The 24,623-nt window shown below is 55.0% G+C and carries 21 protein-coding genes; 12 read left to right on the top strand and 9 right to left on the bottom strand.

Features of this window, described 5'->3' with window-relative positions:
* From KK078_RS19940 to KK078_RS19910, 7 genes are all read left to right on the top strand, one after another.
* The coding region (locus KK078_RS19940) for a GltB/FmdC/FwdC-like GXGXG domain-containing protein (RefSeq protein ID WP_254092073.1) at positions 1–1,601 on the top strand (1,601 nt) is incomplete at its 5' end.
* 31 nt (positions 1,602–1,632) lie between these two features.
* Positions 1,633–3,108, top strand: coding sequence for a glutamate synthase subunit beta (locus KK078_RS19935; protein ID WP_254092072.1), 1,476 nt, complete (start codon positions 1,633–1,635; stop codon positions 3,106–3,108).
* A 145-nt stretch (positions 3,109–3,253) separates the two neighbouring features.
* Complete coding sequence (locus tag KK078_RS19930) at positions 3,254–4,132, top strand: carbon-nitrogen hydrolase (RefSeq protein WP_254092071.1); 879 nt, start codon at positions 3,254–3,256, stop codon at positions 4,130–4,132.
* Between the two features lie 65 nt (positions 4,133–4,197).
* A complete protein-coding gene (locus KK078_RS19925) occupies positions 4,198–5,244 on the top strand; it encodes an agmatine deiminase family protein (protein ID WP_254092070.1) in 1,047 nt (348 codons plus the stop codon).
* Between the two features lie 143 nt (positions 5,245–5,387).
* Positions 5,388–8,096: a TonB-dependent receptor gene (locus KK078_RS19920; protein ID WP_254092069.1), complete on the top strand. Its 2,709-nt coding sequence runs from the start codon at positions 5,388–5,390 to the stop codon at positions 8,094–8,096.
* A gap of 3 nt (positions 8,097–8,099) precedes the next feature.
* The gene (locus tag KK078_RS19915; protein WP_254092068.1) at positions 8,100–9,200 is read left to right on the top strand and encodes a DUF4249 domain-containing protein; all 1,101 of its coding nucleotides are present in this window, start codon (positions 8,100–8,102) and stop codon (positions 9,198–9,200) included.
* A 1-nt stretch (position 9,201) separates the two neighbouring features.
* The gene (locus KK078_RS19910) at positions 9,202–11,577 is read left to right on the top strand and encodes a hypothetical protein (protein ID WP_254092067.1); all 2,376 of its coding nucleotides are present in this window, start codon (positions 9,202–9,204) and stop codon (positions 11,575–11,577) included.
* Here KK078_RS19910 and KK078_RS19905 read toward each other — a convergent pair.
* From KK078_RS19905 to rimO, 3 genes are all read right to left on the bottom strand, one after another.
* Positions 11,574–12,146 carry a 5-formyltetrahydrofolate cyclo-ligase gene (locus KK078_RS19905; protein ID WP_254092066.1) on the bottom strand — a complete coding sequence of 191 codons (573 nt, stop codon included), beginning with the start codon at positions 12,144–12,146 and terminating at the stop codon, positions 11,574–11,576. The genes KK078_RS19910 and KK078_RS19905 overlap by 4 nt on opposite strands.
* Positions 12,143–13,729, bottom strand: a complete 1,587-nt coding sequence (gene bshC, locus KK078_RS19900) for a bacillithiol biosynthesis cysteine-adding enzyme BshC (RefSeq protein ID WP_254092065.1) — start codon at positions 13,727–13,729, stop codon at positions 12,143–12,145. Before bshC ends, KK078_RS19905 begins: the two co-directional genes overlap by 4 nt.
* Before the next feature lie 147 nt (positions 13,730–13,876).
* Positions 13,877–15,190: a 30S ribosomal protein S12 methylthiotransferase RimO gene (gene rimO / locus KK078_RS19895; protein WP_254092064.1), complete on the bottom strand. Its 1,314-nt coding sequence runs from the start codon at positions 15,188–15,190 to the stop codon at positions 13,877–13,879.
* A gap of 137 nt (positions 15,191–15,327) precedes the next feature.
* On the opposite strand from rimO, the gene KK078_RS19890 reads away from it, so the two are divergent.
* Both KK078_RS19890 and KK078_RS19885 read left to right on the top strand, forming a co-directional pair.
* Complete coding sequence (locus KK078_RS19890) at positions 15,328–16,641, top strand: hypothetical protein (RefSeq protein ID WP_254092063.1); 1,314 nt, start codon at positions 15,328–15,330, stop codon at positions 16,639–16,641.
* Positions 16,625–17,425, top strand: a complete 801-nt coding sequence (locus KK078_RS19885) for a DUF6048 family protein (RefSeq protein ID WP_254092062.1) — start codon at positions 16,625–16,627, stop codon at positions 17,423–17,425. Before KK078_RS19890 ends, KK078_RS19885 begins: the two co-directional genes overlap by 17 nt.
* 11 nt (positions 17,426–17,436) lie before the next feature.
* Here KK078_RS19885 and ftsY read toward each other — a convergent pair whose 3' ends face one another.
* From ftsY to KK078_RS19855, 6 genes are all read right to left on the bottom strand, one after another.
* Positions 17,437–18,390 (bottom strand): signal recognition particle-docking protein FtsY, encoded by a 954-nt coding sequence (ftsY, locus tag KK078_RS19880; protein ID WP_254092061.1) that lies wholly within the window; start codon positions 18,388–18,390, stop codon positions 17,437–17,439.
* 102 nt (positions 18,391–18,492) lie between these two features.
* Positions 18,493–18,648: a DUF4295 domain-containing protein gene (locus KK078_RS19875; protein WP_254092060.1), complete on the bottom strand. Its 156-nt coding sequence runs from the start codon at positions 18,646–18,648 to the stop codon at positions 18,493–18,495.
* A 2-nt stretch (positions 18,649–18,650) separates the two neighbouring features.
* Entirely contained in the window at positions 18,651–18,833 is a 183-nt protein-coding gene (gene rpmG, locus KK078_RS19870) for a 50S ribosomal protein L33 (RefSeq protein WP_254092059.1), read from the bottom strand.
* Positions 18,834–18,851: 18 nt separating this feature from the next.
* Positions 18,852–19,091 (bottom strand): 50S ribosomal protein L28, encoded by a 240-nt coding sequence (gene rpmB / locus KK078_RS19865; protein ID WP_254082665.1) that lies wholly within the window; start codon positions 19,089–19,091, stop codon positions 18,852–18,854.
* Between the two features lie 90 nt (positions 19,092–19,181).
* Positions 19,182–19,832 (bottom strand): HAD family hydrolase, encoded by a 651-nt coding sequence (locus tag KK078_RS19860; RefSeq protein WP_254092058.1) that lies wholly within the window; start codon positions 19,830–19,832, stop codon positions 19,182–19,184.
* Between the two features lie 80 nt (positions 19,833–19,912).
* Entirely contained in the window at positions 19,913–22,144 is a 2,232-nt protein-coding gene (locus KK078_RS19855) for a T9SS type A sorting domain-containing protein (protein WP_254092057.1), read from the bottom strand.
* 119 nt (positions 22,145–22,263) lie between these two features.
* Here KK078_RS19855 and KK078_RS19850 point away from each other — a divergent pair, with 119 nt between their 5' ends.
* The 3 genes from KK078_RS19850 to KK078_RS19840 are packed head-to-tail and all read left to right on the top strand — an operon-like array spanning position 22,264 to position 24,565.
* Positions 22,264–23,547, top strand: a complete 1,284-nt coding sequence (locus tag KK078_RS19850) for a UDP-N-acetylmuramoyl-tripeptide--D-alanyl-D-alanine ligase (RefSeq protein WP_254092056.1) — start codon at positions 22,264–22,266, stop codon at positions 23,545–23,547.
* A 20-nt stretch (positions 23,548–23,567) separates the two neighbouring features.
* Positions 23,568–24,230: a DUF2461 domain-containing protein gene (locus KK078_RS19845; protein WP_254092055.1), complete on the top strand. Its 663-nt coding sequence runs from the start codon at positions 23,568–23,570 to the stop codon at positions 24,228–24,230.
* A gap of 32 nt (positions 24,231–24,262) precedes the next feature.
* A complete protein-coding gene (locus tag KK078_RS19840; RefSeq protein WP_254092054.1) occupies positions 24,263–24,565 on the top strand; it encodes a DUF4286 family protein in 303 nt (100 codons plus the stop codon).
* The last annotated feature ends 58 nt before the right edge of the window (positions 24,566–24,623 follow it).

The following is a 24,623-nucleotide window of genomic DNA, read 5'->3' as shown; positions in this document are numbered from 1 at the left end:
CCTCCACACCGGGGGGGGGCCTGATCTCGCCGCCGCCGCACCACGATATATACTCGATCGAAGACCTGGCCCAGCTGATCTTCGACCTGAAGAACGCTAACCGCCAGGCGCGCATCAACGTCAAGCTGGTGTCGCAAGCGGGTGTAGGTACCGTGGCCGCCGGTGTTGCGAAAGCAAAAGCCGACGCCATCCTCATCTCCGGTGCCGACGGTGGCACGGGTGCGTCGCCGATCAGCTCGGTACGCCACGCCGGTTTACCGTGGGAGCTCGGCCTGGCCGAAGCACACCAGACGCTGGTGAAAAACAACCTGCGCAGCCGCGTGGTATTGCAAACCGACGGTCAGATCCGTACCGGCCGCGACATCGCCATCGCAGCGATGCTGGGCGCGGAAGAGTGGGGTGTAGCGACGGCTGCCCTTGTAGTAGAAGGCTGTATCATGATGCGGAAGTGTCACCTGAATACATGCCCGGTGGGTATTGCCACGCAAGACGAAGACCTGCGCAAGCTCTTCACCGGCGACCCCGACCACGTCGTGAACTTCTTCCGCTTCCTGGCGCAAGACCTGCGCGAGAACATGGCGGAGCTCGGCTTCCGCACTGTAAACGAAATGATCGGCCGCGCCGACATGCTGCGCGTCCGTCAGGATATCGAACACTGGAAAGTGAAGAAGCTCGACCTGTCGCCGATCCTGCACGTAGACTCGGCACGCGAAGGTGTAGGTCTGTACAAGCAGATCGAGCAGGACTTCGAGCTGGAGAAAGTGCTCGACTGGAAACTGGTGGAGGCAGCCCGTCCCGCACTGGACGACGCCGAGGCCGTACAAGACAAGTTCATCATTCACAACATCGATCGCTCGGTGGGCGCGTTGTTGTCGAACGAAGTATCGAAGAAGTATAAAGGCAAGGGCCTGCCGGAAGATACCATCCACTTCCAGTTCAAAGGTTCGGCGGGACAAAGCTTTGGTGTGTTTGGAGCACCGGGCCTCACGTTCGAGCTGGAAGGCGAAGCAAACGACTACTTTGGTAAGGGTCTGTCGGGCGGTAAGCTCGTTATCTATCCCGACCGCGAAGCCAGCTTCAAGCCGGAAGACAACATCATCATCGGTAACGTAGCCTTCTACGGCGCTACGTCGGGTGAAGCCTATATCCGCGGACAAGCCGGCGAACGTTTCTGCGTACGCAACTCGGGTGTAACCGCGGTAGTAGAAGGCGTAGGTGATCACGCGTGTGAATACATGACCGGTGGCCGTGTGGTGGTACTCGGTAAAACCGGCAAAAACTTCGCCGCCGGTATGAGCGGAGGTATAGCCTACGTATTCGACCCTGAGCATGCGCTCGAGCGACTGACCAACCGCGAGATGGTAGACCTCGAAGCCATGGAAGAAGAAGATAAAGCGGAAGTGCGGGGGATGATTGAAAAGCACCACAAATATACGGGCAGCGACCCGGCGGAGTGGGTGCTGGAGAACTGGGCGGAGGCATCGGAACTGTTTGTGAAGGTGATGCCACGCGACTATAAGGCTGTTCTTCAGAAACAAAAAGCTGCCGGCAAGCATGCCGCCAGCGCCAAAGCCGCCGCGCCGGCCCTGGTAAAGAAGTAATGCGATTCAATCATCATTAAGCAACAGACACATGGGACAGATAGATGGATTTATGAAGTTCGAGCGCGAGATGCCAAAATCGCGCGACCCGAAACAACGGATCAAGGACTATAAAGAGGTATATAACCCGCTCGATAAAGAGAAAGTAAAACAACAGGCTGCGCGCTGCATGGACTGCGGCGTGCCGTTCTGCCACAACGGGTGCCCGCTGGGCAACAACATTCCCGACTTTAACGACGCTGTGTATAACGGCAAGTGGGAAGAAGCGATCAAGATCCTGAGCAGCACCAACAACTTCCCCGAGTTCACCGGCCGCATTTGCCCGGCACCGTGCGAGGCGAGCTGCGTGCTGAGCATCAACAACAAGCCGGTCACGATCGAATACATCGAAAAGACCATTGCCGAGCAAGCCTATGAAAAGGGCTACCTCAAGCCAACGCCGCCCAAGCATCGCACGGGCAAGCGCGTAGCGGTGGTAGGCTCCGGCCCGGCCGGCCTTGCCGCTGCCGCACAGCTCAACAAAGCCGGCCACTGGGTAACGGTGTTTGAACGCAGCGACCGGATCGGTGGCTTGCTGCGCTACGGCATTCCCGATTTCAAGCTCGAGAAGCACGTGATCGACCGCCGCCTGCGCCTGATGGAGCAGGAAGGCATCGTCTTCCGCACCAACGCCCACGTCGGTGTAAACATCAGCGCCAAGCACTTACAAGATGAGTTCGACGCGATCGTGATGTGTGGCGGAGCCTCGGCGCCGCGCGACCTGCCCATTCCCGGGCGCAACCTGAAGGGTGTACACTTCGCGATGGACTTCCTGTCACAGCAGAACAAACGCGTGGCAGGCGACAAGCTGGCCATCGAAGAGATCATGGCAACGGACAAGAACGTGCTGGTGATCGGTGGTGGTGACACAGGCTCCGACTGCGTGGGTACTTCCAACCGTCATGGTGCGAAGTCGGTAACACAGATTGAGCTGCTGGCCAAGCCGCCGGCGAAACGCGACGACGCCAACAACCCCTGGCCGCTGTGGCCCATGATCCTGAACACGTCTTCTTCGCACGAAGAAGGTGCCGACCGGCAGTGGGCGATCCTGACCAAAGAGTTTGTCGGCGACAGCAACGGCCGCCTGGCCGGTATGAAGATCGTTGACATCAAGTGGGGTATGAACGGGCAAGGCAAGATGGGTTTTGAAGAGATCGCGGGCACGGAGCGTACGATCCCCTGCGAGCTGGCGCTGCTGGCCATCGGGTTCGTGGGCGCTGAGAAAGGCGGCCTCGTAGAAGAGCTCCGGCTGGAGCTGGACGAGCGCGGCAACGTCAGAACGCAAAACTATATGTCCACCCAGGAAGGCGTATTCTCTGCCGGCGACGTGCGCCGCGGACAGTCACTGGTGGTGTGGGCGATCTCGGAAGGTCGCGAAGCTGCCCGGGCGGTGGACACCTGGCTGATGGGCTCGTCGAACCTCGAAGCGAAGGACGAGTCGTTCGTGCACATCGAGCAAGAAGTGTAGAATCGATTTTAAAAAAAGCATACACAAGCCTCCCGGCATGCCGGGGGGCTTTTTTTCGCTCTCACGCGCATGCTCACACTGATTTTTGCCGGTGGAATTACTTTCTCTACTTTTGCGTTCTGAAGCCAAAAAAACGGAATAAGACGTGAGTAAATCAGTGAAAGTAGGTACCGTGCAAATGAGCTGCACAGCCAACCCGGAGGAAAACCTCCAAAAAGCGGTTGCCAAAATACGTGAAGCTGCGGCGCAGGGCGCGCAGATCGTGTGTTTGCAAGAATTGTTCCGCTCGCTGTACTTCTGCGACGTGGAAGATTACGAAAACTTCAAGTTGGCGGAGCCGATTCCCGGCCCGTCTACGGACGTTCTTTCCGCGCTGGCAAAAGAGCTGGGCGTGGTCATCATCGCGTCGCTGTTTGAAAAACGCGCCGAAGGCCTCTATCACAACACCACCGCCGTGCTGGACGCCGACGGCAAGTACCTGGGCAAGTACCGCAAGATGCACATCCCCGACGACCCGGCCTATTACGAGAAGTTTTACTTCACGCCGGGCGACCTTGGCTACAAAGTATTCAAGACCCGGTTCGCGACGATCGGCGTGCTCATCTGCTGGGATCAGTGGTATCCCGAAGGAGCCCGCATCACATCGCTGATGGGTGCCGAGATCCTGTTCTATCCCACGGCCATCGGTTGGGCTACCTCGCAAGACGAGGACACCAACACCGAGCAGTACAACGCCTGGCAGACCATCCAGCGCAGCCACTCCGTGGCAAACGGCGTATACGTGGTGAGCGTAAACCGCGTGGGCTTTGAGCAACAGGGTGCCATGAAATTCTGGGGAGGCTCGTTTATTTCCAACCCTTTCGGCAAGATCGAGTACCTGGCTTCGCATGAAAAGGAAGAAGTACACGTACACAACGTAGACCTCGAGAAGAGCGACCGCTACAGAACGCACTGGCCGTTCCTGCGCGACCGTCGCATCGACTCGTACCAGCCGATCACCAAACGTTACATCGACGAAGAATAACGATAGCGCTTCCCGGCAGTGATCCTGCCGGGAGCTTATTTTTTACCCATCACCTCGCATTTTCCATGAGCACGACCACCCCGAAGCAACAAGGATTTTTTTTCCCCGCAGAGTTCGCCAAGCATGACGCTACCTGGCTTAGCTGGCCGCACAAAGAGGCCTCATGGCCCGGCAAGATCGAAACGATCTACCCGGTCTATGCCGAGTTCATCAAGCGCGTGGCCGAAGGGGAGAAGGTGAACATCAACGTGGTAAACGAGGCGATGAAACAAAAGGCCCTGGGCCACCTGCAGCAAGCGGGTGCCGACCTGGCCAACGTACAGTTCTTTCTGCACCCCACCAACGACGCCTGGTGCCGCGACCACGGTCCCGCGTTCCTGATCAACCCACACGAGAAGAAGAAAATGATCGTGGACTGGGGCTACAATGCCTGGGGGGGTAAATATCCGCCGTTCGACCTCGACGATAATATTCCGACACTCATTGCGCAGCATTATAATTTGCCGGTAGTATATCCCGGCATTGTGATGGAAGGCGGCTCGGTAGAATTCAACGGTCGGGGTACGCTGCTGACGACGCGCGCCTGCCTGCTGAACGAAAACCGTAACCCGCATCTCACCCAGGAGCAGATCGAAACGTACCTGCGCAACTATTATGGTGTCGAACACATCCTGTGGCTGGGCGACGGCATCGTGGGTGACGACACCGACGGCCACATCGACGACCTGACGCGCTTTGTCAATGCCGACACCGTTGTAACCGTAGTGGAGGAAGATAAGAACGATGAAAACTACGTGCTGCTACAAGAAAACCTGCACGAGCTACACCGCCTGCGCCTGGAGGACGGTAAGCCGCTGAACGTGGTGGAGCTGCCCATGCCGGCCGCCGTGGTGTATGACGACATGCGTCTGCCGGCATCGTACGCCAATTTTTATATCAGCAATAAGTACGTGGTGGTGCCGACCTTCCGCGACAAAAACGACGACCGCGCGCTGGACATTCTCCAGAAATGTTTCCCCGATCGGAAAGTGATCGGCCTGGATTCCGTGGATATCATCTGGGGCCTGGGCTCGTTCCACTGTCTCAGCCAGCAGGAGCCTGCCTGCCGGTAGGCAGACCTGCGTGGGCTGCTCGTCTGTATCGGCCCCTTTCCCGGATCCGTATACGCCATTTTCATGTAGGGTATATACTTTTCGAATACCGCCCGTAGCAAACTTCGGGCGTTGTGGCTATATTTATTCAAAACTGTTGCCCTTTGAAAAAGTTACTGCTCTTCTGTGTATTCGTGGTGACACCTGCCTGGATCTTTGCGCAAGACCCGCCTGTCGGCCGGCCGGACATGCCGTCCATGACGTTGACCGGAATCAAAGACGGACAGCCCCTGGCAGACGTGTTGATCGAATTGGAGAAATCTCACCCTGTACGATTTTTCTTTGCGCCGGAGTGGCTGGAACCGTATACGGCGGACAGCCAGTATAACGGCAAATCTCTCCGGTACATGCTGGACGACCTGCTACGCGCCAGCGACATTCGCTACTCGTATATGTTCGGCTACGCCGTTATCTTTATCCGCGACCCGCAGCGCACACTGGAGCACGAAGCACGCGTTCAGACGGCCATCGCGAAAAAGAAAACGATCGAGTCGCGCGAACTGGGAGACCGGCGCAAATACAAACCCGGCAGCCGTGCTGCCATTACGGGTAATGTTAAAGACGAATCCACGCGCCATCCCATGGTAGGTGTCATCGTCCTGGTCAACGATGTCGAAACAGCGGTAACAGACGAAAAAGGAAATTATATCATCAACGTTACGACGGGTGAGAACATGATCCACTTTAAGTCGGTGAACTTTCGTGAACGCGTCATCGACGCAAAGGTGTATAGTCCGGCAACGCTGGACATCGTACTCGAAGAAGCGCCCACCGTATTGGACGAAGTGGTGATCTCCGAACAAGCGGTACTCAATCGCCGCATCAGCCAGACGTCGTTGCGCGTGACCGATATGAAGCGGGCGCCGACATTCCTCGGTGAAGTGGACCTGATAAAACAGGTACAGAATCAACCGGGTGTAACAACGGTAGGCGAAGTGGCCCAGGGCTTTAACGTGCGCGGTGGCGGGGTGGATCAGAACCTGGTGCTGTACGACGGTGTGCCGGTGTTTAACACGTCACATGCGCTGGGATTCTTCACAGCCTTTAATGCCGACGCTGTCAGCCAGGTGTCATTTTACAAGGGTGGCATCCCCGCTGAATTCGGTGGCCGCGTATCGTCGGTGCTCGACATCAAGTCGAAAGAGGGGCCGCTCGATAAGTGGCACGGTGGTGGCGGTATCGGGATCATGTCCAGTTACCTTACCGCCGGCGGTCCGGTAAAAGACGACACGTCGTCGGTCATCGCATCCGTCCGTACCTCGTACTCGGACTGGGTGTTAAAGACGATCAAATCCAACTACCAGGATGTACAGAACGCTTCGCTTTCGTTCTATGATGGCTCGCTCAAGTACATTCACAAGCTTACCAACAGGTCAAAGCTGACGCTGTCCGGATATACGAGCTACGACCGGTTCAGCCTGACCAACGACACGCTGTATACTTCGCGGAACATCGCCGCGTCCATTCATTACGATCGCACCTTTACCGAAAGGCTCTTCGGCACATTGTCGGTATCGTTTGGCAAATATACCTACGGCACCAGCGACGACGATCCGACACAGGCCTACGATCTGTCCTATGGCATTACGTATCCGTCGGTAAAACTGGATTTCAATTACGAAGGCGAGCATAAGCTCTCGTTCGGGGCACATCACACCTGGTACGACTTTGCTCCGGGCTCGCTAAAACCTACGGACCCTGAGTCGACCGTCAGGAACATTGACATGCGACCCGAGCGCTCGTCGGAGTCGGCCTTATATTTCAGTGATGCTTTCTACTGGCGCGAGAAATTTTTGCTGGAAGCCGGTCTTCGCGCATCGTTCTTTAATCGCGTGGGGGACGGTGTGACCTACCACTACGCCGAAGGTCTGCCACGCCTGCGCCAGAATATTACCGACTCTACGGTATATGACAAAGGCGAAAGCATGAAGACCTACGTAGGCCTCGAGCCGCGCGTGTCGTTGCGGTATACCCTCAACGCGTTTGCGTCGATCAAGCTGGGGTATAATCGGATGTATCAATACATGCACCTGATCAGTAATACTGCGGCGGTCACACCGGTTGACATCTGGCAGTCGAGCAATACATATTTCAAACCTCAGATCGCCGATCAGATCTCGTTGGGCTATTACCGCACGATCCAGGAAAATATGTATGAAGCGTATGTGGAGGGATTCTATAAAGTCACGCAGAACGTCCTCGATTTCCGCGACGGAGCAAGCCTTATCCTGAACAAGAACCTGGAAACAACCCTGCTTCCGGGGGATGCCGAGGCCTATGGCGTGGAGGTATCGGCCAGCAAGATCAAGGGCCGCCTGCAAGGCAGCCTGAGCTATACGTATTCACGTTCCTGGCGCACCGTAGACGGCGCCTCGGAAGAAGAAAAGATTAACGACGGTAATCGCTATCCATCCAACTATGACCAGCCTCACGTCGTGCAGCTCGGTTGGCGTTACGGGCTCTCGCGGCGCATCTTCTTCTCGGGTACGTTTGTATATCATACCGGCCGCCCCATGTCATTGCCGATCGCAGGATACTCAGTAGACGGTGTGCCGGTTATGACGTTCTCAGACCGGAACAAATACCGCATTCCCGACTACCACCGGCTTGACCTGGCCCTGATCATAGAAGGCACGCACAAGCGCAAAAAAATGCTCGACGGTACCTGGGTCATTTCGTTCTACAACGCCTACGGAAGAAAGAACGCTTATGCTGTATTCTTTCAGGACAACGGCAAAGGTTTTTACAACCCCTATAAATTGTCGGTGGTTGGTACGATCGTTCCTTCGGTAACATACAGTTTTAAATTTTGACACATGAGGATGCGAAGCCTGTTACTGTTTTTTGTATTTCTTTTGACCGATGCATGTGTCGATCCGCTCAAGGTTCCCAATCTTGCGGTGGAGCAAGGTCTTGTGGTCGATGGTGCCATTACCGATCAGCCGGGGCCCTATACTGTTCAGCTTTTCTCGGCGCAGTCGCTGGACAAGGATCTCGACAAGCGCCAATACGTCGGGGGTGCTGCCGTCACGATCAGCGACGATCATGGCCATACCGTAACCCTGACCGAAAATGCCACGGGTACGTATCAAACCGACGCGATACAGGGCGTCGTGGGCCATACCTATCAGTTGGGTATTACGCTGGAGGATGGCCGGCAATATGAATCCACGCCCGTACTGCTGGAGCCCGCCGGTACAGTCGATCGGGTCTTCTTTCAGTTCCAGGAGAACTCGATCAACCAAAACGACCTGACCAAGCCGCAGGATGCATTCGCAGTATATGTCGATGCCACGGGCACACCCGGCGCGTCCAATCTCTTTCGCTGGCGCTGGAAGGGAATATTTCATTACATCGCTTTTCCCGAGCTCAGAACCCGTGGGGTAGGCAGGACCGAAATACCCGATCCCCCGCTGTGCAGCGGCTGGATATACACCGACTCGACCGGTCTCGACCAGGTTGGACCGTGTGAGTGCTGCGACTGTTGGGCGCCCCAGTATAGCACCGACGCACTGGTGTCGGAAAACGATTTTATCAACGAGATGGAATTTAAGACCGTGCGCGTGGCGCAGATTCCCATCGACAAGCGGTTATTCTATGAGAAGTATCACATCGAAGTGGAGCAAATGAGCGTATCGCAAGACATCTACGCATTCTGGAAGCTCGTCAAGGCACAACAGCAAAGTGCTTCCGATATATTCCAGCCGGCAGTGGTGAAGATCAAAGGCACGATACGGTGTACATCGGATCCGGACGAGAAAGCTTACGGCATCTTTTCAGCCTCCGCGGTAACAAAAAGCTCGGTCTTTATCCGGCGGTTGGACATTCCGAAAGCGATCCCCCAGATCGATACGCTCAAGACCGACTGTCGAACTATATATCCCGGTGCAACCAATCAACGACCTCCTTTTTGGTAATATGAAAAGACTGGCACTATCCGTTTTTATAACGCTTTTCGTACCCGGCTATTCGCTGTGGGCGCAGGAAGATCCGTTTGTGGTACGCCTGAAGGAGAAGCTGACGGCATTCTATGAAAATCGCCTGCCCGTGAAGCTGCACCTCTTTTTTAACCAACCCGCGTATTATCCTGGCGATACGGCTTACTTTCACCTATCCTTTCTCAGCGCCCAGGGCCTGCGCGGCATCGGTGGCCGGCAGATCCTACAGGTAGCGTTGCTGGACGACAAGAACACGCCGGTCATACGTCAACAGGTGTTGATCCGCGACGGCTTTGGGTATAACCAATTGGTGATACCACGTTCTCTTCCCCCGGGCATGTATACGGTTACGGCATATAGTCATTGGATGAAGGATTACGACAGGTCGTTGTTCTGCCAAACGCTGTTGCCGGTCGTTACGGAAAAGAGCCTTGCCGGTAAACAAGCCTATGCGACGGCATTCTATCCCGAAGGTGGCAGCCTGATCCAGCAAGTCAGTAACAAGGTCGTGATGACCGGCAAGCCGGGAGCACCGTATGCTATTGTTACATCGTCCGGCGGCACGGTAACCACCTGCACCCCGGATAGCACCGGCCTCGGCGTTTTCTTCCTGGCACCGCAGCCGAACGAGTCCTATACAGCGGTTGGCAATACCGGCACCCGCAGCGCGCTGCCGGCGTCGACCACCACAGGTGTAAATATGCTGTTGACGCGCGTGGGAGCCGAAGCGTCTGTGCGGATTATTTTACAGGCGGGACAACATACGTTTGCCGTCGGCGATGCCCGGGCCTACCTGGTGATCAGCGCGCAGGGCCATGCGTATTATAGTGCGGCGATCCAGTTTGGAGAGGGTCGTAGCGGCATGGTCATGATCCCCGCGAACAACCTGCCTGCGGGCATTGTCCGGGCCACACTTTTCCGCCCCGACGGCACGGCCCTGGCCGAGCGTTTGTTCTTTGTTGACGAAGCCGCACCGGTACAGATCACCAGCACCTTCGACAAAGACGTATACAATACGCGTGAAAAAGTAACGGTAAAACTACATGTAGCAGATCAGGCCGGTGTAACAAAAACCAAGCTGCGGGTGGCGGTGTATCAGAACGACCTGTTCCCGCCGGCAGCCACACCGCGCATTCACCCGCTGTTGGTTTCGGGCAATCTGCCGTATGAGGCCTATGCGCCTGTTCTGACCAGCACGCCGCCGGTATTTGATAATTTCCTGATCACGCAGCAAGACAAACTGTTCTCCTGGGCAGACGTCTGGAACATTGCCAATACTCCCGCGAACTACTCGTTTAGTACGTCGCTCCGTTTTGCGGGGAGAGCCTACTTCCGGGACTCTTCCAAAGCGCTACCGGACTCTACGCGTATTACGTTCTTTCTGGAGAAAGACGTTATGACCTACTCCATCTATGTAAACAAGGATGGACGATTTGGCTTTCCTTTGTTAAATGATTTTATCGGCGACGATCGGGTGTACTACCGCGCCGACGTAAAAGGTGTTACAGTAAAAGATGTTGTCGTGGCGATGTCGCTGGAAGAGGCGGCGCCCCCGGCCGCCGACAACCGCACGGTATATCAGGAAACAGCTGCACCCTCGTCGTATGGCGCCTTTGCTGCACAGAAGCAGATCATCGACCAGGCTTATGGTTTTCTAAAGCATACGCAGCAGCAGAACTACGAGAAGATAAACCCCCATGCGTTCCTCGAAGAGGAGATTTTTGGCCCCGACGTTACCGTAAATCTGCGTGACTACCTGCTCTTTCCCGACATGGAGGAAACCCTACGCGAGATTATTCCCTTTGTGCAACATCGGTGGCACAACAAGCAACATGTGGTACGCGTATTTCTGCCAGACCTGGATGCGTTGGGCAAGGAATCACCGGTATATATAATCGACGGTGTTCTGACCGACAATACCGACTACTTCATGTCGCTCAAGCCGGAAGATGTTGCTACGATCAAGGTCGTGTGTTCGACCGATAAACTGCGGCCGTTTGGTAACATCGGTAAAAGCGGTATGGTGCTGGTGGAGACCACGATCCCCGGCAACGCCGCCAACGTGCCCATACCGGCCAACACGATAAAAGTACAAGGCATCACGCCAGCAAAGCCACTTTTGACAGGTGCCGATGCCAAGGCCACACAGCGGTACCCGCAAGTCATGTCAGCCCTCTACTGGAATCCCGACATAACAACAGACGATGCGGGCAACGTGACGTTGTCTTTTTACACACCCGACAACACGGGCGAGTATAGTATCCGGATCGATGGCATTACATATTCCGGAAAGCCGGTCTCGGCGTTGGAGAAATTTAACGTGAGGTATCAACCAGGGCCGATGGGCCGACGCTAAAACACCGTTGCCCCCGCGGGGGTAACGATCTTGTCCAGCGGTTGATCAAAAGCGTTGGTGTCGTCGATCGACACCGGTTCTGGAAACAGCGTTAGCCCTATACGCTGGCAGGAAGGCTTGCACTGTGGCAGGAAGCGGTCGTAAAAGCCCTTGCCATATCCCACGCGGTTTCCGTGGGCATCAAAGGCCAGCAACGGTACCAATACCATATCGATCTTTTCGGGTTCGGTGGGTACGCCCTGTTTGGGTTCGAGTATACCCCATGCATTGGCCTGCAGCTGGTGCATGCCTTCGAAGAAGATGTTCTCCAATTGGCCCGTCTGCGGTTGTACACGCGGCAGTGAGAGCCGGATGTGTGGAAACTCCCGCCGGATGCGGTCAATGATTAGCCACGTATTGGGCTCCCTGAACTTTTCGATCGGCACAAAGCTGTGGAGCACGCGCACAAACGAGAGATCGATCAGGGCAAAGAAATATTCGCACAACAGGTGATTGAGGTGAAGATATTCTGCCTCGGACATCGACGCCCGTTTTTCCGTATAAAGTTTGCGTAGCTCGGCCTTGGTCATGCAGGGTTTGCCAGGGGCTGTTCGTACGCAAAGATATAGAATTGGAAATCGAACGGATCAAAATGCCGGAGCAGGTGCTGAATGAACTGCGGGTCTTGCTGGTAGAAATTGAGGAAGTTGTCGGTGCGCTCCTGTAAGTTCCCATTGGGAAACAACAGGTCTTTTACCGCCCCGATCTGACGCAAGGTATCGCTGTGCAGGCGCTTCTCGGCGCGCAGTAACTTGTGCTCGATCTTCTCCAGGCTGTTCAGCGCCCGTTTTCCTTCGGCGGCTACATAGGCCGACAGGGTGGTATCGATCTCGTGCGCACGCTGGCGCAGGGCCTCAAACAACGCCTCTGCGTCGCTGCGCTCTTTGCCGACGGTGAGGTTGCGCGGTGAGTGCTGCAGCACCCAATGGTTATAGATATAGTTTTTTTCCTCAAAGAAATCGCGGATGTGAAGTTCCGTCTTGAGGAACTTACGGTGTGTCGTGTGTTCCATCACCAACGCAAAATTGCGGGGCATGAGGATGGGGAACGGCACCTGAAAGTGTTTGAATACGCCGCCGAGCTGCAACCAGTATTCTACTTCCGAAGGACCGCCGGCATAGGCCAGGTTCGGCAGGATCATCTCCTGGTATAGCGGACGGAGAATAACGTTGGGACTGAATTTTTCAGGCTGCTGATCGATGAGCGCGCGGAGCGCTTCAGCAGTAAACGATATGTCGGTGTCGACCACCTGAAACTGATCACCCACTTTTTCGATCCGGGCACGCAGGCCTTCGTCGAGGTAAAAGAAGTTTATCTCGCGGCCGTTTACTGCCGGCTTGTAGCCTTGAGCCTCTAAGGCCTGCGTGGTTTGTTCGACTTGTTTCTTGGGAACGTTGTCAAAGATGTCCTGCCGCATCACGTCGCGGAAGCCGGCTTTGAACGCCGCCTCGTCCGCATCGATCACGACGAGGCCCTCGGCACCAAACAGGGCGTTGACATAATGCCGCACGGCGCCGCTCAGGGATTTGTTTTTGGTATAGGCTTCCTGGAACAGCTTGATGTCGCCGGGGACTTCACGCAGCAGCGTCGCCAGATCTTTTGTAGAGAACCGGCCGACGGCTCCTTGCTGGGGTGTCTCCCAGGTATACTTCTTATTGTATAAGCGAAAGTATTTGATCTCGTTGTAGTCGTGGTCTTCCGAGGCCATCCAGTATACCGGCACAAAGGTGTAGTCGGGATAGTTCTCTTTCAGCTGACGGCAGGTGTTGATGACCGTTACGATCTTATAAATGAAGTATAGCGGTCCTGTGAAAATATTCAGCTGGTGGCCGGTGGTGACGGTAAAGGTTTTGTTATCGCCCAGCGCCTTGATATTGACCTGTACAGCCTCGGGTGCCGTAACGTCTTTGTACTGCCGTTGCAGCACGTCAACCAATGTCGCGCGCCGGTCGCTGGTAAAGGCGGCCTGCTTATCGGCGATCTGCTGCTTGAACTCGCCCGGTGTCGGAAAGCGATTGTAAAAAGGGCGGAGGGATTCTTTTTGCTGAATGTAATCGAGAAAGAACGGATGAAATGCGTGGGTGTCAGCAAAGGAAATTTTCTCAAGCTGCATAAAAAGGCGCGGAGGTTGGTGGACTCAGAAACTACACCCCGAATAACGGGAATTAATTGTATTATGTTTAGAAGAATTCTATCACCGGAGAAGCGCAGCCCGCCTTTAGACGATAAAATTTGTTAATGATCTGTTAAAGCTCCAGCCCTACGACACGACCTCTCCCGTCAGGTCGAACTCTGTAGCCGAGTTGATCTTTACCTGGGCAAAGTCGCCGATGCGGAGGTATTTGTCGGGGCTTTGAATGATGACCTCGTTATCCACCTCGGGTGAGTCGAACTCGGTTCTGCCGATAAAGGTGCCGCCCTCTTTCCGGTCGATCAGCACGTTGAGTGTCTTGCCCACCCGTTGTTGATTCAACTCCAGGGATATGCCTTGTTGCAGCTCCATGATCTCTTCTACGCGTTCTTGCTTTACATCATCGGGTACATCGTCGGGCATGGAGTATGCGTGTGTGTTCTCCTCGTGCGAGTATGCGAATACACCCAGCCGGTCGAACCGCGACCGCTCGATAAAGCGCAGCATCTCTTTGTGCTCGGCTTGTGTTTCACCAGGGTGGCCGGCGATCATGGTTGTGCGGATGGCGATGCCGGGTACACGCTCGCGGATCGTGGCGAGCAGTTGCTCGGTCTTCTCGCGTGTTGTGCCGCGACGCATGATCTGCAGCATGTTAGACGAGCCGTGCTGCAGGGGAATGTCGAGATATTTGCAGATGTTGGGCCGCTCGGCCATGACGTCGAGTACGTCCATCGGGAATCCCGCGGGGAACGCATAGTGCAGGCGGATCCAGTCGATGCCGTCCACGTCGGACAGGCGTTGCATCAGCTCGGCCAGGTTGCGTTTTTTATACAGGTCGAGACCGTAGTAGGTCGAGTCCTGCGCGATGAGCAACAATTCTTTGGTGCCGTTCTTGGCCAGGTTTTTTGCCTCGAGCACCAGCTCTTCCAGGGGGCGCGAGATGTGACCGCCGCGCATCAGCGGAATGGCGCAAAATGAGCAGGGGCGGTCGCAGCCCTCGGATATTTTCAGGTATGCGTAGTGGCTGGGATTGGTCAGGATCCGCTCGCCTACCAGCTCGGTCTTATAGTCGGCTTTGAAGACTTTCAGCAGCCGTGACAGGTCGCGGGTACCGAACCAGGCATCCACATCGGGAATTTCTTTTTCAAGATCGTCTTTGTAGCGTTGGGACAGACAGCCGGTGACGTACACTTTATCGACAATGCCTTCTTCCTTGGCGTCGACATACCGCAGAATGGTGTCGATGGACTCCTGCTTGGCGTTGTCGATAAACCCGCAGGTATTGATCACCACGACGCTGGCGTCGTCGTCGCTCGACTCGTGCACCGCGTTGATGCCGTTGCCCCGGAGCTGCGTGAGCAGTGCTTCAGAATCCACCAGGTTCTTGGAGCAGCCCAGCGTTACAATGTTGACTTTCGTCTTTTTATTTCCCTTTGTCTTCATGTCTCTTGGCAGATGTGGAGGCGGCCCGGATGAAACGGGCACCCAAATGCCTTTCCGGCTGCAAAAGTACAAAAATAAACGGGCACGGAATTTGGGCTTCCGGGCGTTAAAGTATCTTTACAGCCTCAAACCAAACCATGAAAAAGTCGTCCTGGTTCATTTTTTTCCTGATTTTGGCCGTTTCTTGCCTCGACGATCCCGACTGTTTTCGTCTAAATAATAATGTCGTCGGCTTTGTTTTTCGGGTGATCGGTACCAACCGCGCCGACACCGTGCGACTGACGATGGTGGAGATAAGCGGTACCAGCAGCATCGTGCCCGACACGGTGACCTCCAGCGTATACGTTCCCGTCAATTTTACGACGACCCAATCGACGATCACGTTTTCGTACGAAGACGGCCGCACGAATTATGTGAACCTGGAATACCTGCTCAAGACGCAGTTCATTTCCCCCGATTGCGGCTCACGCTACGAATTGTCCGACCTCCGGGCCGCGGACTCCGACATAGACTCCGTGCGGGTGATCAGCGGCGCACCCAACAAGGCGGCCGGCGCGATAAACGTCGAGCTGCTGCGTTGTCCCAACCCCCGATACGTAGGTGTGGCCTTCTTTGATATGTCACCCCCGACCAGCGCCACCGCCGATTACACCAGCAAGGCGGGCTCTCTGGCGGTAGACAGCATTACCACCGATTACAGCAGCGATGTATTTTACCGCAGGGCCAGCCGCTCGATCTTTTATTTGCCGGTAAACCCCGATGCCACGCAGACCACCTTTCATTTCCACACGCGTGGCGGAACTGCCCCGCTGAATTTAGAAGTGACGTATACGACCCGCACACGAAATCCCTTTCCTGCGCTGTGTCCTGACATACTCGCGGTAGAAAATATGGCGATCACGGTGGCGGATGGTTTGGCCGCCGTCGACAGCCTGGGCATAGACGACGACAACGAGTTTCTGGATTATCTCACCGATCCGCCCTCGAGCAACGTGCGGTTATATCGTTGCCCGCAAACGAACCTGGCCCGGCTGGTCTTCCGCCGGTATACATCCGCCCAGACAACAACCCAGACTCAGGACGACACGATCGCCGTCAAGCGAATTACATCCGACTATGCCGCGGGTGCGGTATATGCGGCCAACCAGGATCTCCGTGTCGTTACATTGCCCGTAAATCCGGCCAGTAACCAAACGATATTTTATATAGAATATGCAGACGCCAACATCCCCACGGACACGGTACGGCTTAGCTATACGAGTACGCGTCGCCCCAGTGACCTGCCCAATTGCGGCGATCTGATCACCTATACTGAGCTGGCAGAGGTTGGCGACGACGGCGGTACGAACAATATCATCGTAGCGCCCGGCGGTACCACCAACGCGAGCACGTTACACAACCCTCCCACCACCTATACTAACATTCAGGTTATCCATGCGGCTGATCAGTAGCATAGCGTTTATATTGGTTGCCACCGTTACCCTGGCGCAGCACGCTGCCCCGCGGCAACCGGCCGTACCCAAAAAAGAGACCAACGCTGCGTCGGGTGAAGCGACCCCCGCAAAGGACACGGTCAAGGTGAAGAAAGACCCGCGGCGGTTTATTCCCACCGGTGTACGCTTCGGTACAGACGGCCTTTCGATTGCCCGTAATTTTTACGACAATACGTTTTCGGGGTGGGAGGTAGATGCCGATGTGGATTTTGACCGGTATTTTCTGGCGTTGGAATATGGTACCTGGTCCCGCAGCTTTGACGGCAGTGGCAATTTATACGACAACGACGGCCGCTATTTCCGTGCGGGCATAGACGTTAACTTCCTCACAAAGGACCCCGAGAAGAACATGTTCTTTTTCGGCATGCGGTACGGACGATCGACCTTCTCGGAGCACCTCACCGTGAACACCTCCGATCCCGACTTTGGCGATATTATCGGAAAAGAGTATCACAACTCCAGCGTCAACGGCCACTGGTACGAGCTGACCACGGGACTGCGCGTAAAGATGATCGGCGGTTTTTGGATGGGGTATACCGCTCGCTTTAAGTTCGGCCTGAAGACCAACGAAACAGGCGAGATGATACCCAGCGATGTGCCGGGTTTTGGTCGCACGGACAAGCCGTCTACCTGGGGCTTTAACTACATGTTGTTATTCAGGATACCGCTTGGCAAGGCCAAGGTGCCGACGGTTGCCGCACCTACGCCTGCGGCAGCAGAAGGGAGTACGCCGGAGAACTAGCGCAACCCCGCCTAGCCTTTGCGTTTGAACAGGGAGTCTACAAACTCCATCTTGTTAAACACCTGCAGATCTTCTGTCTTTTCACCCACACCGATGTATTTAACGGGGATCTTAAATTCATCGGAGATACCGATCACCACGCCGCCTTTCGCGGTCCCATCCAGTTTGGTGATGGCGAGGGACGTCACTTCGGTGGCTTTGGTAAACTCGCGCGCCTGGATAACGGCATTTTGCCCGGTGCTACCGTCCAGCACCAGCATAACGTCGTGGGGAGCATCGGGTATAACTTTCTGCATCACGCGTTTGATCTTGCTGAGCTCGGCCATGAGATTGATCTTCGTGTGCAGACGGCCGGCTGTGTCGATGATGATAACGTCTGCGTTGCGATCCACCCCTTCTTTTACGGCATCAAATGCTACCGCCGACGGGTCGGTGTTCATGCCACGGGCGATAACGGGCACGCCTACGCGCTCGCCCCACAGCTTGAGCTGGTCGACGGCGGCCGCGCGGAATGTATCGGCCGCACCCAATACAACGTTCTTGCCTTTCTTTTTGAATTGTGCCGATAGCTTGCCGATGGTGGTTGTTTTACCCACGCCGTTCACCCCGACGACCATAATGACATAGGGCTTTTTATCGGAGGGTGTTTCGAAGTCGGGTACGTCTTGCGTGTTGCTTTCAGACAGGAGGGCGGCGATCTCTTCGCGCAAAATACGGTCCAGCTCGGTCGTGCCCAGGTATTTGTCGCGGGCCACGCGGGCCTGGATGCGTTCGATCACTTTCAGGGTTGTTTCCACACCCACGTCCGACGAGACCAGGATCTCTTCGAGGTTGTCGAGCACCTCGTCGTCGACGGTAGATTTCCCTACAAGGGCTTTTCCCAGCTTGCCAAAAAAGCTGTCCTTGGTTTTTTCAAGTCCCTTATCGAGGGAATCTTTTTTATCTTTTGAAAACAGTCCGAACATAGTGGGTCAGGTGCTTACGACGTCCTGCGGCAGACGCCAGCGTACAAGTTAAAATAAAAAAAAAGTCCCTCAAGGGGACTTCTTTCATTCTGTTAGGCCAGCTTATTTTTTGGCGAGTGTTTCTTTCACCAGGTCAGCCGGAACGATCTCTTCTTTAAAGGTATAAGCACCAGTCTTTTCAGACTTCACGGCACGGATCACTTTCGCGAAGCTTTTACCGTCGCCTTTTTTCAGGGTAGCAACTACTTTCTTTGCCATGGTTACTTAATTTCTTTGTGTACAGTTACTTTCTTCAGAATCGGATTGTATTTCTTCAATTCCAGACGTTCTGTTGTGTTCTTGCGGTTCTTGGTGGTGATGTAACGGCTCATACCCGGCTGGCCGCTGGTCTTGTGCTCTGTGCACTCCAAGATCACCTGGATTCTGTTACCTTTCTTTGCCATGATTTCTTTGCTTTATTATTACAGTACCAGGTTTCCGTTGGCTTTAGCTTCCTTTAAAACCGCCGAGATACCGTTTTTGTTAATGGTCTTGATTGCTTTGGTTGATAACTTCAAGGTTATCCACTTACCCTCTTCAGGGATAAAGAAGCGCTTCTTCTGAAGGTTCGGCAAAAAACGACGCTTGGTCTTGTTGTTCGCGTGCGAAACATTGTTGCCTACCTGAGGTCTTTTTCCGGTTATTTGACAAACTCGTGCCATATTTCAGCTATTTATTAGCCCTTTTCGAAAAGGGACTGCAAATATCGTTAAAAGCAGGCCATAAATACAAACCGATCTCCAAATAAAACCCTAAAAAAGCTTGGAAATCAGCTCCAGAGGCTCTAAACCGGCAAAATCACGAATAATAAAATCCGTTTCATGAAGCTCTTCCGGGCTGTGGGTGGTGGTAATGCCCACGACTTTGCACCCCGCCCGCTTGCCGGCCTGCACGCCCGACAGCGAGTCTTCAAAGACAACACAATCCGCGGGCGCATAGCCCAGGGCCGCGGCGGTCTTTACATAGATCTCGGGGTCGGGCTTGCCTTTGCTTACAAAGCTGTCGTCGAGTATGGTGGTAAAGAACCGCCCGGTATGGGTCCTGGAAAGTGAAAAGTCAACGTTGGCGCGCGGGGCGGAGGTAGCAATGGCGCGGGCGATGCCGAGCTTGTCCACCTTTTCCAGAAATGCTACCAAGCCGTTCACAGCGGTGATGTCCTTGTCATACAGCGTGCGATAGAGCGCCTCTTTTTCTTCTGCGTATTGCTGGACGCGGGCCTCGCCGATGTCACCGAACAAATTGAAGATCCAATCCTTGTTCGTGCGGCCATAGATCTTCTCGCGCAGCTGCGCTTCGGTCAGATCGTAGCCAAGCTGTTTACAGAATTGTTGGAGGGCTATTTTGTGATAAGGATTGCTGTCGACAATGACACCATCCATATCGAAGATAAAGGCTTTATTCATGCGGCGTTAATTACGGCCCGATCGGCTCGCTACTATCTAAGGAGTCGGGGTCGGCCAGTAAAGATGAAGCAATTGCTGTATTAAAGCACGACAAATCTTCGCGCAAACGATTTGCCACCCACCACGATGCGCAAAATATACATGCCGGAGGCGAGCGCTGTCACAGGCACATCTGTTTTGTCCTGTCCCCGCAGGTACAACGTCCTGCCAATAGCCTGGCCGGTGATGCTGTAGACCTGCGCGGTGGCGGGGCGATCGATGTACACTTCCAATCGTTGTGTCTGGCGGTTTACGGGGTTCCAGCCCAGGTAGATCTCGGGCTCGGGAGGAAGGACGCCTTCATTGTCGTGGCGCAGAATGTGTACGCCGCCTTGCATGTTGCCCACCACCAGCGACGGCCGCGCGCTGCTGAACAGGTTGACAACGACGGGCCATACGCGCCCGCCCAGCTTGTACGCTTCATATTTTTCTGCCAGGGGGTTCCACAGGATCTCGGTGGCGGCATCGTTCGTGTGCGCTGCCCGACGGAAGTCGCTGACGATGCGCAAAACGCCCGTCTGGTCGCCCAGGACCAGGTCGACAGTACCATCGCCGTCGAGATCTCCCGCGGCGCAGGCAATGTTCTGGCGCACCACGCTCGACGCCAGGCCCAGGTACGTATCCTTTTCGAGTACAAAACTGATGCCGCCGGTGTTTCTCAGGTAAAAGAGTGTGCCGTTGGTACGGCCATACAAAAGATCCGGACGCCCGTCGAGATTGACGTCGACGACAAATATATTCTCCGAATCGACCAGTTTTGCATTATTGGGCAACGTGGGCAGGGTAATGATCTGCCGGTCGCTCAACGAAAAGTCGGCGCTGCCGCCGACACGGTTCGGGATGTAATAGAAGCGTGTCACCCCATCGTCGCGGGAGGTGGCGGTAAAGACCAGGTCGCTGCTGCCGTTCATGTCCATGTCGGCAAACTGGATCTTGATGTTATACAGGCGCAGCGAGGTGAAGTTGAGGTAGTCGGCTTCGACGTGCGTAAAGGCCGGCAGCGTGGCCGAGCCGGTGTTTTCGTATACCTGTATCGTGGCGCTGAAGTTCGCGGAGCTGTTCTGGCTGACAAACAGGTCGTAGTCGCCATCACCATCATAATCCAGAAACGCCGGCACGGCATTGTCGCCGACTTCCAGCATGGCATCCTGCAGGAAGTTATTCTTTACAAAGGTGAATGTGGGATCTGTATCCGTACCGTTGTTTTTATAAAGCAGGCTGGACCGGGCGAGGTCGATAAAGGTAGCAGCGTCCGCCGGGTTGATCTGTTTGCTGGGCAGGTTGGTGGAAACGATAATGTCTTTCTTGCCATCGAAATCGACATCTTCATAGTAGGCCGCGGGGTATAAGAAGTTCGGTGCGTTTGCCCCCGGAAAGTCGACGTTGGTGTCGATCACGGGGGCATCGAGCGTGCCTTTGTTTTCGAGCAGCCAAAGATGGTTACAGGCGGCTTCCGACAGGACAATATCCGGAATGCCATCGTGCGTAAAGTCGTGTACGAGCAGGCTTTTGCCACCGGCGTGTTGGGGACGGCCACCGGCAAAGCACGCGGCGTTGTTAAAAGCAAAATCGCCGCAGCCACATTCTACGAAGCCACCCCATTTGTTGGTGATGCGCTCGAAGTCGAGGGAGTCATAACGGCTGTGGTTTTCCAGGCCAACGTTTTTGTAATAACCCACCGTACCGCCCGTGCTGCCAAAGCTGATGCTGAAGATATCGAGGTCGCCGTCGCCGTCTACATCGGAGATCGAGGGCATGTCGTCGGGAGCCATCTGCAGGTTTGTTTTGAAAGCGCCGGCACCCTTGTATAATACCGCGTCGCTCATGCCGCCGCCCGGGCCGCTGTAAAAACGAATGTGTTGCCAGGCAAGCGTGTCGCCGTCGGGCGTAACGTTACGAAACACACGCATGCCAAAGTTGTCGCCGGTGAAGATGTCCTTGCGGCCATCGTGGTCATAGTCGCGCAGCAGCAACCAGTTGATGATCTCGCTCGGAAAAAAACGCTCGTAGACGGGTGTATAAACATAGCGGCCGTCCTGCTGCAGGAAGGTGGAAATTTTTCCAGCCATGCGGTCGTACACCACCAGGTCATCCTTGCCATCGTGGTTGAGATCCAGCGTGTTGTATTGGGCGGCGTTCAGCCCTCCGGCCCAGGCCAGGTCGAGGTTGGCCTCGGCACCGGCGATCGGCACGGAGTTATCCAGCGTATAGGTAAACTGAGCTTGCAGGCTTAGCGGGAAGAGGATCAGTGCGGCGTGTAAAAACCTTCTCATGTAAAATAAATTTCTCCCTTTACATAACGTAGTCGCGATACGGCCTGTTATCTTGCTGCAAGATACTTTCTTCCGGCGTAGTCTGGAAGGACGGCCGTATCAAAATAGAAGAGCACAGTATGGAAATAGCCGCATTGTACGCCCGGTTCAAGGAGGCAGGCAAGGTGTCTACCGACACCCGTAAAATTGAGCCCGGAGCGATGTTTTTTGCGCTGAAGGGAGACCGTTTTAACGCCAACGAATTTGCCGCGCAGGCCCTTGAGGCCGGCGCCCGGTATGTAGTCATTGACGAAGCCCGGTATAAAGTAGACGATCGCTGCCTGCTGGTGGACGACGTGCTCACGACGCTGCAGGCGCTGGCCCGGTATCATCGCGGCCAGTTGAAAATGCCGGTCGTGGGACTTACGGGCTCTAACGGAAAGACCACCAGCAAGGAGCTGGTCAGCGCCGTGCTCAGTCAGAAGTTCAGGACCTACGCCACCCGGGGCAACCTGAACAACCACATCGGTGTGCCGCTTACACTGCTGGCCATCGACGATTCATACGAGATCGCGGTAGTGGAAATGGGCGCCAACCACATGGGTGAGATCGCCTTGCTTTGTTCGATCGCCAACCCCACCCACGGATTTATTACCAACATCGGCCGGGCACACATCGGCACGTTTGGCGGTTATGAAAATATCATCCGGGCCAAGTCGGAGCTGTATCAACACCTGCTGACGCATAACGGCACCGTGTTCATCCAATCACAGAACCCCGTACTGGCCAACATGGCCAAGCGTTTTGCCGCCCCCGTATTTTACCCGGCCGCAGGCGACTACTATCAATGCGAGCTGGTCGATGCCGATCCGTTTGTGCGGGTCCGCGCCGAGAACGGCGAGACGATCACAACAAACCTGATCGGCAGCTATAATTTTGAGAACATCGCGGCAGCGTTGTGCATCGGCAAATTCTTTGGCGTAGACGACAAGCAAGCGAACCAGGCCATTGCCTCCTACGTGCCGGGAAACATGCGGTCGCAGATCGTACACAAAGGCAGCAACACTATTATATTGGATGCCTACAACGCCAATCCCAGCTCGATGCAAGCGGCTATTGAAAATCTCGCGGCCATGAAGGCCGAACGGAAGGTGGCGATCCTGGGCGACATGTTCGAGCTGGAGGAAGAAGCCGAAAAGGAGCACGCCGCGCTGGGCGCCCTGCTGCGCGAGAAGAACTTTGCCGCGGTATACCTGTGCGGCAACCTGGTGCGGGCCACGGCCGAAGCCCTGCCCGGTGCCCGGCACTTCACCACCAAAGATGATCTCATTGCCGAGTTGAAAAAAAATCCGCTGGCGTCGGCGACAATCCTGGTAAAGGCGTCGCGGGGCATCGGTCTGGAAACCGTAGTCGACAGTTTATAAACACACACGATAGTATCACCATGGAGTTTGCACCCATACTCAAGTTCCTGAAGGACCTTGCCAGGAACAACGATCGCGAATGGTTTGAAAAGAACAAGCCACGGTACGTAGCGGCACGCGATCATTTTGAACAGGCGATCGGCGCCCTGTTGAACGACATGATCAAATTTGATACGTCGCTGGCCGGGCTGGAGCCGAAAAAGCAGATCTTCCGCATTTACCGCGACGTGCGCTTCAGCAAAGACAAACGGCCGTACAAAAATAATTTTGGCGCGGGTCTTTCCGCCGCCGGCAAAGGGCTCGGCATGCCGGGATATTACTTCCAGGTGCAGCCGGGCGGCGAAAGCTTTGTGGCCATTGGGTTGTTTCAACCCGAGCCGGAGACCCTCGCCAGGGTACGGCAGGAAATAGACTACAACGCCGCCACGCTGGAGAAAATCTTTCGCGAAAAAAAGTTCAAAGCCAATTTCGAGAAGTTTTGGGACGAAGGCGCCCTGAAAAATGCACCCAAAGGATATCCCAAAGATCATCCGCATGCGGACTGGCTGCGGCTGAAGAGCTTTATTGTCATTCGCAACTTTAGCGACGCCGAGGTGGTGGACAAGAAATTCCTCAAGCAGGTGGCCGACACACTTAAATCGGCCAAGCCGTTAAATGATTTTCTGAAAGAAGTGCTGGCGTAGGCAGGCTGCGACCGGCATATTAACTTTGTACCATGTTTTTATATAATGTAACAGTCGGCATCGACAAGGATCTTGAGGCGGAGTGGGTGCAGTGGATGAAGGATCAATATATACCGGTGGTGATGGCTACCGGCATGTTTGCTGACTGGAAAATGTACAAGGTATTACACGACCAGGAAGATGGTTCGGTGTCGTACAGCGTCCAATATTTTGCGGCCTCGATCGAGCGGGTGGTGCAGTTTGTCGAGCAGGTGGAGCCGGAACTGAACCGCGCGCACCAGCAGCGTTATAAAGACCGGCACGTAGCCTTCCGGACCTTGCTGGAGGAAGTATGATAAAGACAAAAAAATACCCGGTCGTCAGCCGGGTATTTTTTATATGTCCTTTCTTCAA

Source organism: Dawidia soli (genome assembly GCF_018598185.1).
Classification (GTDB): domain Bacteria; phylum Bacteroidota; class Bacteroidia; order Cytophagales; family Cyclobacteriaceae; genus Ohtaekwangia; species Ohtaekwangia soli.
This window is presented reverse-complemented; position numbering and strand designations above follow the sequence as displayed.

Coding starts and splice junctions, on each gene's coding strand:
- KK078_RS19935 (WP_254092072.1), top strand. CDS start 1,633: ATGGGACAGATAGATGGATTTATGAAGTTCGAGCGCGAGATGCCAAAA.
- KK078_RS19925 (WP_254092070.1), top strand. CDS start 4,198: ATGAGCACGACCACCCCGAAGCAACAAGGATTTTTTTTCCCCGCAGAG.
- KK078_RS19915 (WP_254092068.1), top strand. CDS start 8,100: ATGAGGATGCGAAGCCTGTTACTGTTTTTTGTATTTCTTTTGACCGAT.
- KK078_RS19910 (WP_254092067.1), top strand. CDS start 9,202: ATGAAAAGACTGGCACTATCCGTTTTTATAACGCTTTTCGTACCCGGC.
- KK078_RS19905 (WP_254092066.1), bottom strand. CDS start 12,146: ATGACCAAGGCCGAGCTACGCAAACTTTATACGGAAAAACGGGCGTCG.
- bshC (WP_254092065.1), bottom strand. CDS start 13,729: ATGCAGCTTGAGAAAATTTCCTTTGCTGACACCCACGCATTTCATCCG.
- rimO (WP_254092064.1), bottom strand. CDS start 15,190: ATGAAGACAAAGGGAAATAAAAAGACGAAAGTCAACATTGTAACGCTG.
- KK078_RS19890 (WP_254092063.1), top strand. CDS start 15,328: ATGAAAAAGTCGTCCTGGTTCATTTTTTTCCTGATTTTGGCCGTTTCT.
- KK078_RS19885 (WP_254092062.1), top strand. CDS start 16,625: ATGCGGCTGATCAGTAGCATAGCGTTTATATTGGTTGCCACCGTTACC.
- ftsY (WP_254092061.1), bottom strand. CDS start 18,390: ATGTTCGGACTGTTTTCAAAAGATAAAAAAGATTCCCTCGATAAGGGA.
- KK078_RS19875 (WP_254092060.1), bottom strand. CDS start 18,648: ATGGCAAAGAAAGTAGTTGCTACCCTGAAAAAAGGCGACGGTAAAAGC.
- rpmG (WP_254092059.1), bottom strand. CDS start 18,833: ATGGCAAAGAAAGGTAACAGAATCCAGGTGATCTTGGAGTGCACAGAG.
- rpmB (WP_254082665.1), bottom strand. CDS start 19,091: ATGGCACGAGTTTGTCAAATAACCGGAAAAAGACCTCAGGTAGGCAAC.
- KK078_RS19860 (WP_254092058.1), bottom strand. CDS start 19,832: ATGAATAAAGCCTTTATCTTCGATATGGATGGTGTCATTGTCGACAGC.
- KK078_RS19855 (WP_254092057.1), bottom strand. CDS start 22,144: ATGAGAAGGTTTTTACACGCCGCACTGATCCTCTTCCCGCTAAGCCTG.
- KK078_RS19850 (WP_254092056.1), top strand. CDS start 22,264: ATGGAAATAGCCGCATTGTACGCCCGGTTCAAGGAGGCAGGCAAGGTG.
- KK078_RS19845 (WP_254092055.1), top strand. CDS start 23,568: ATGGAGTTTGCACCCATACTCAAGTTCCTGAAGGACCTTGCCAGGAAC.
- KK078_RS19840 (WP_254092054.1), top strand. CDS start 24,263: ATGTTTTTATATAATGTAACAGTCGGCATCGACAAGGATCTTGAGGCG.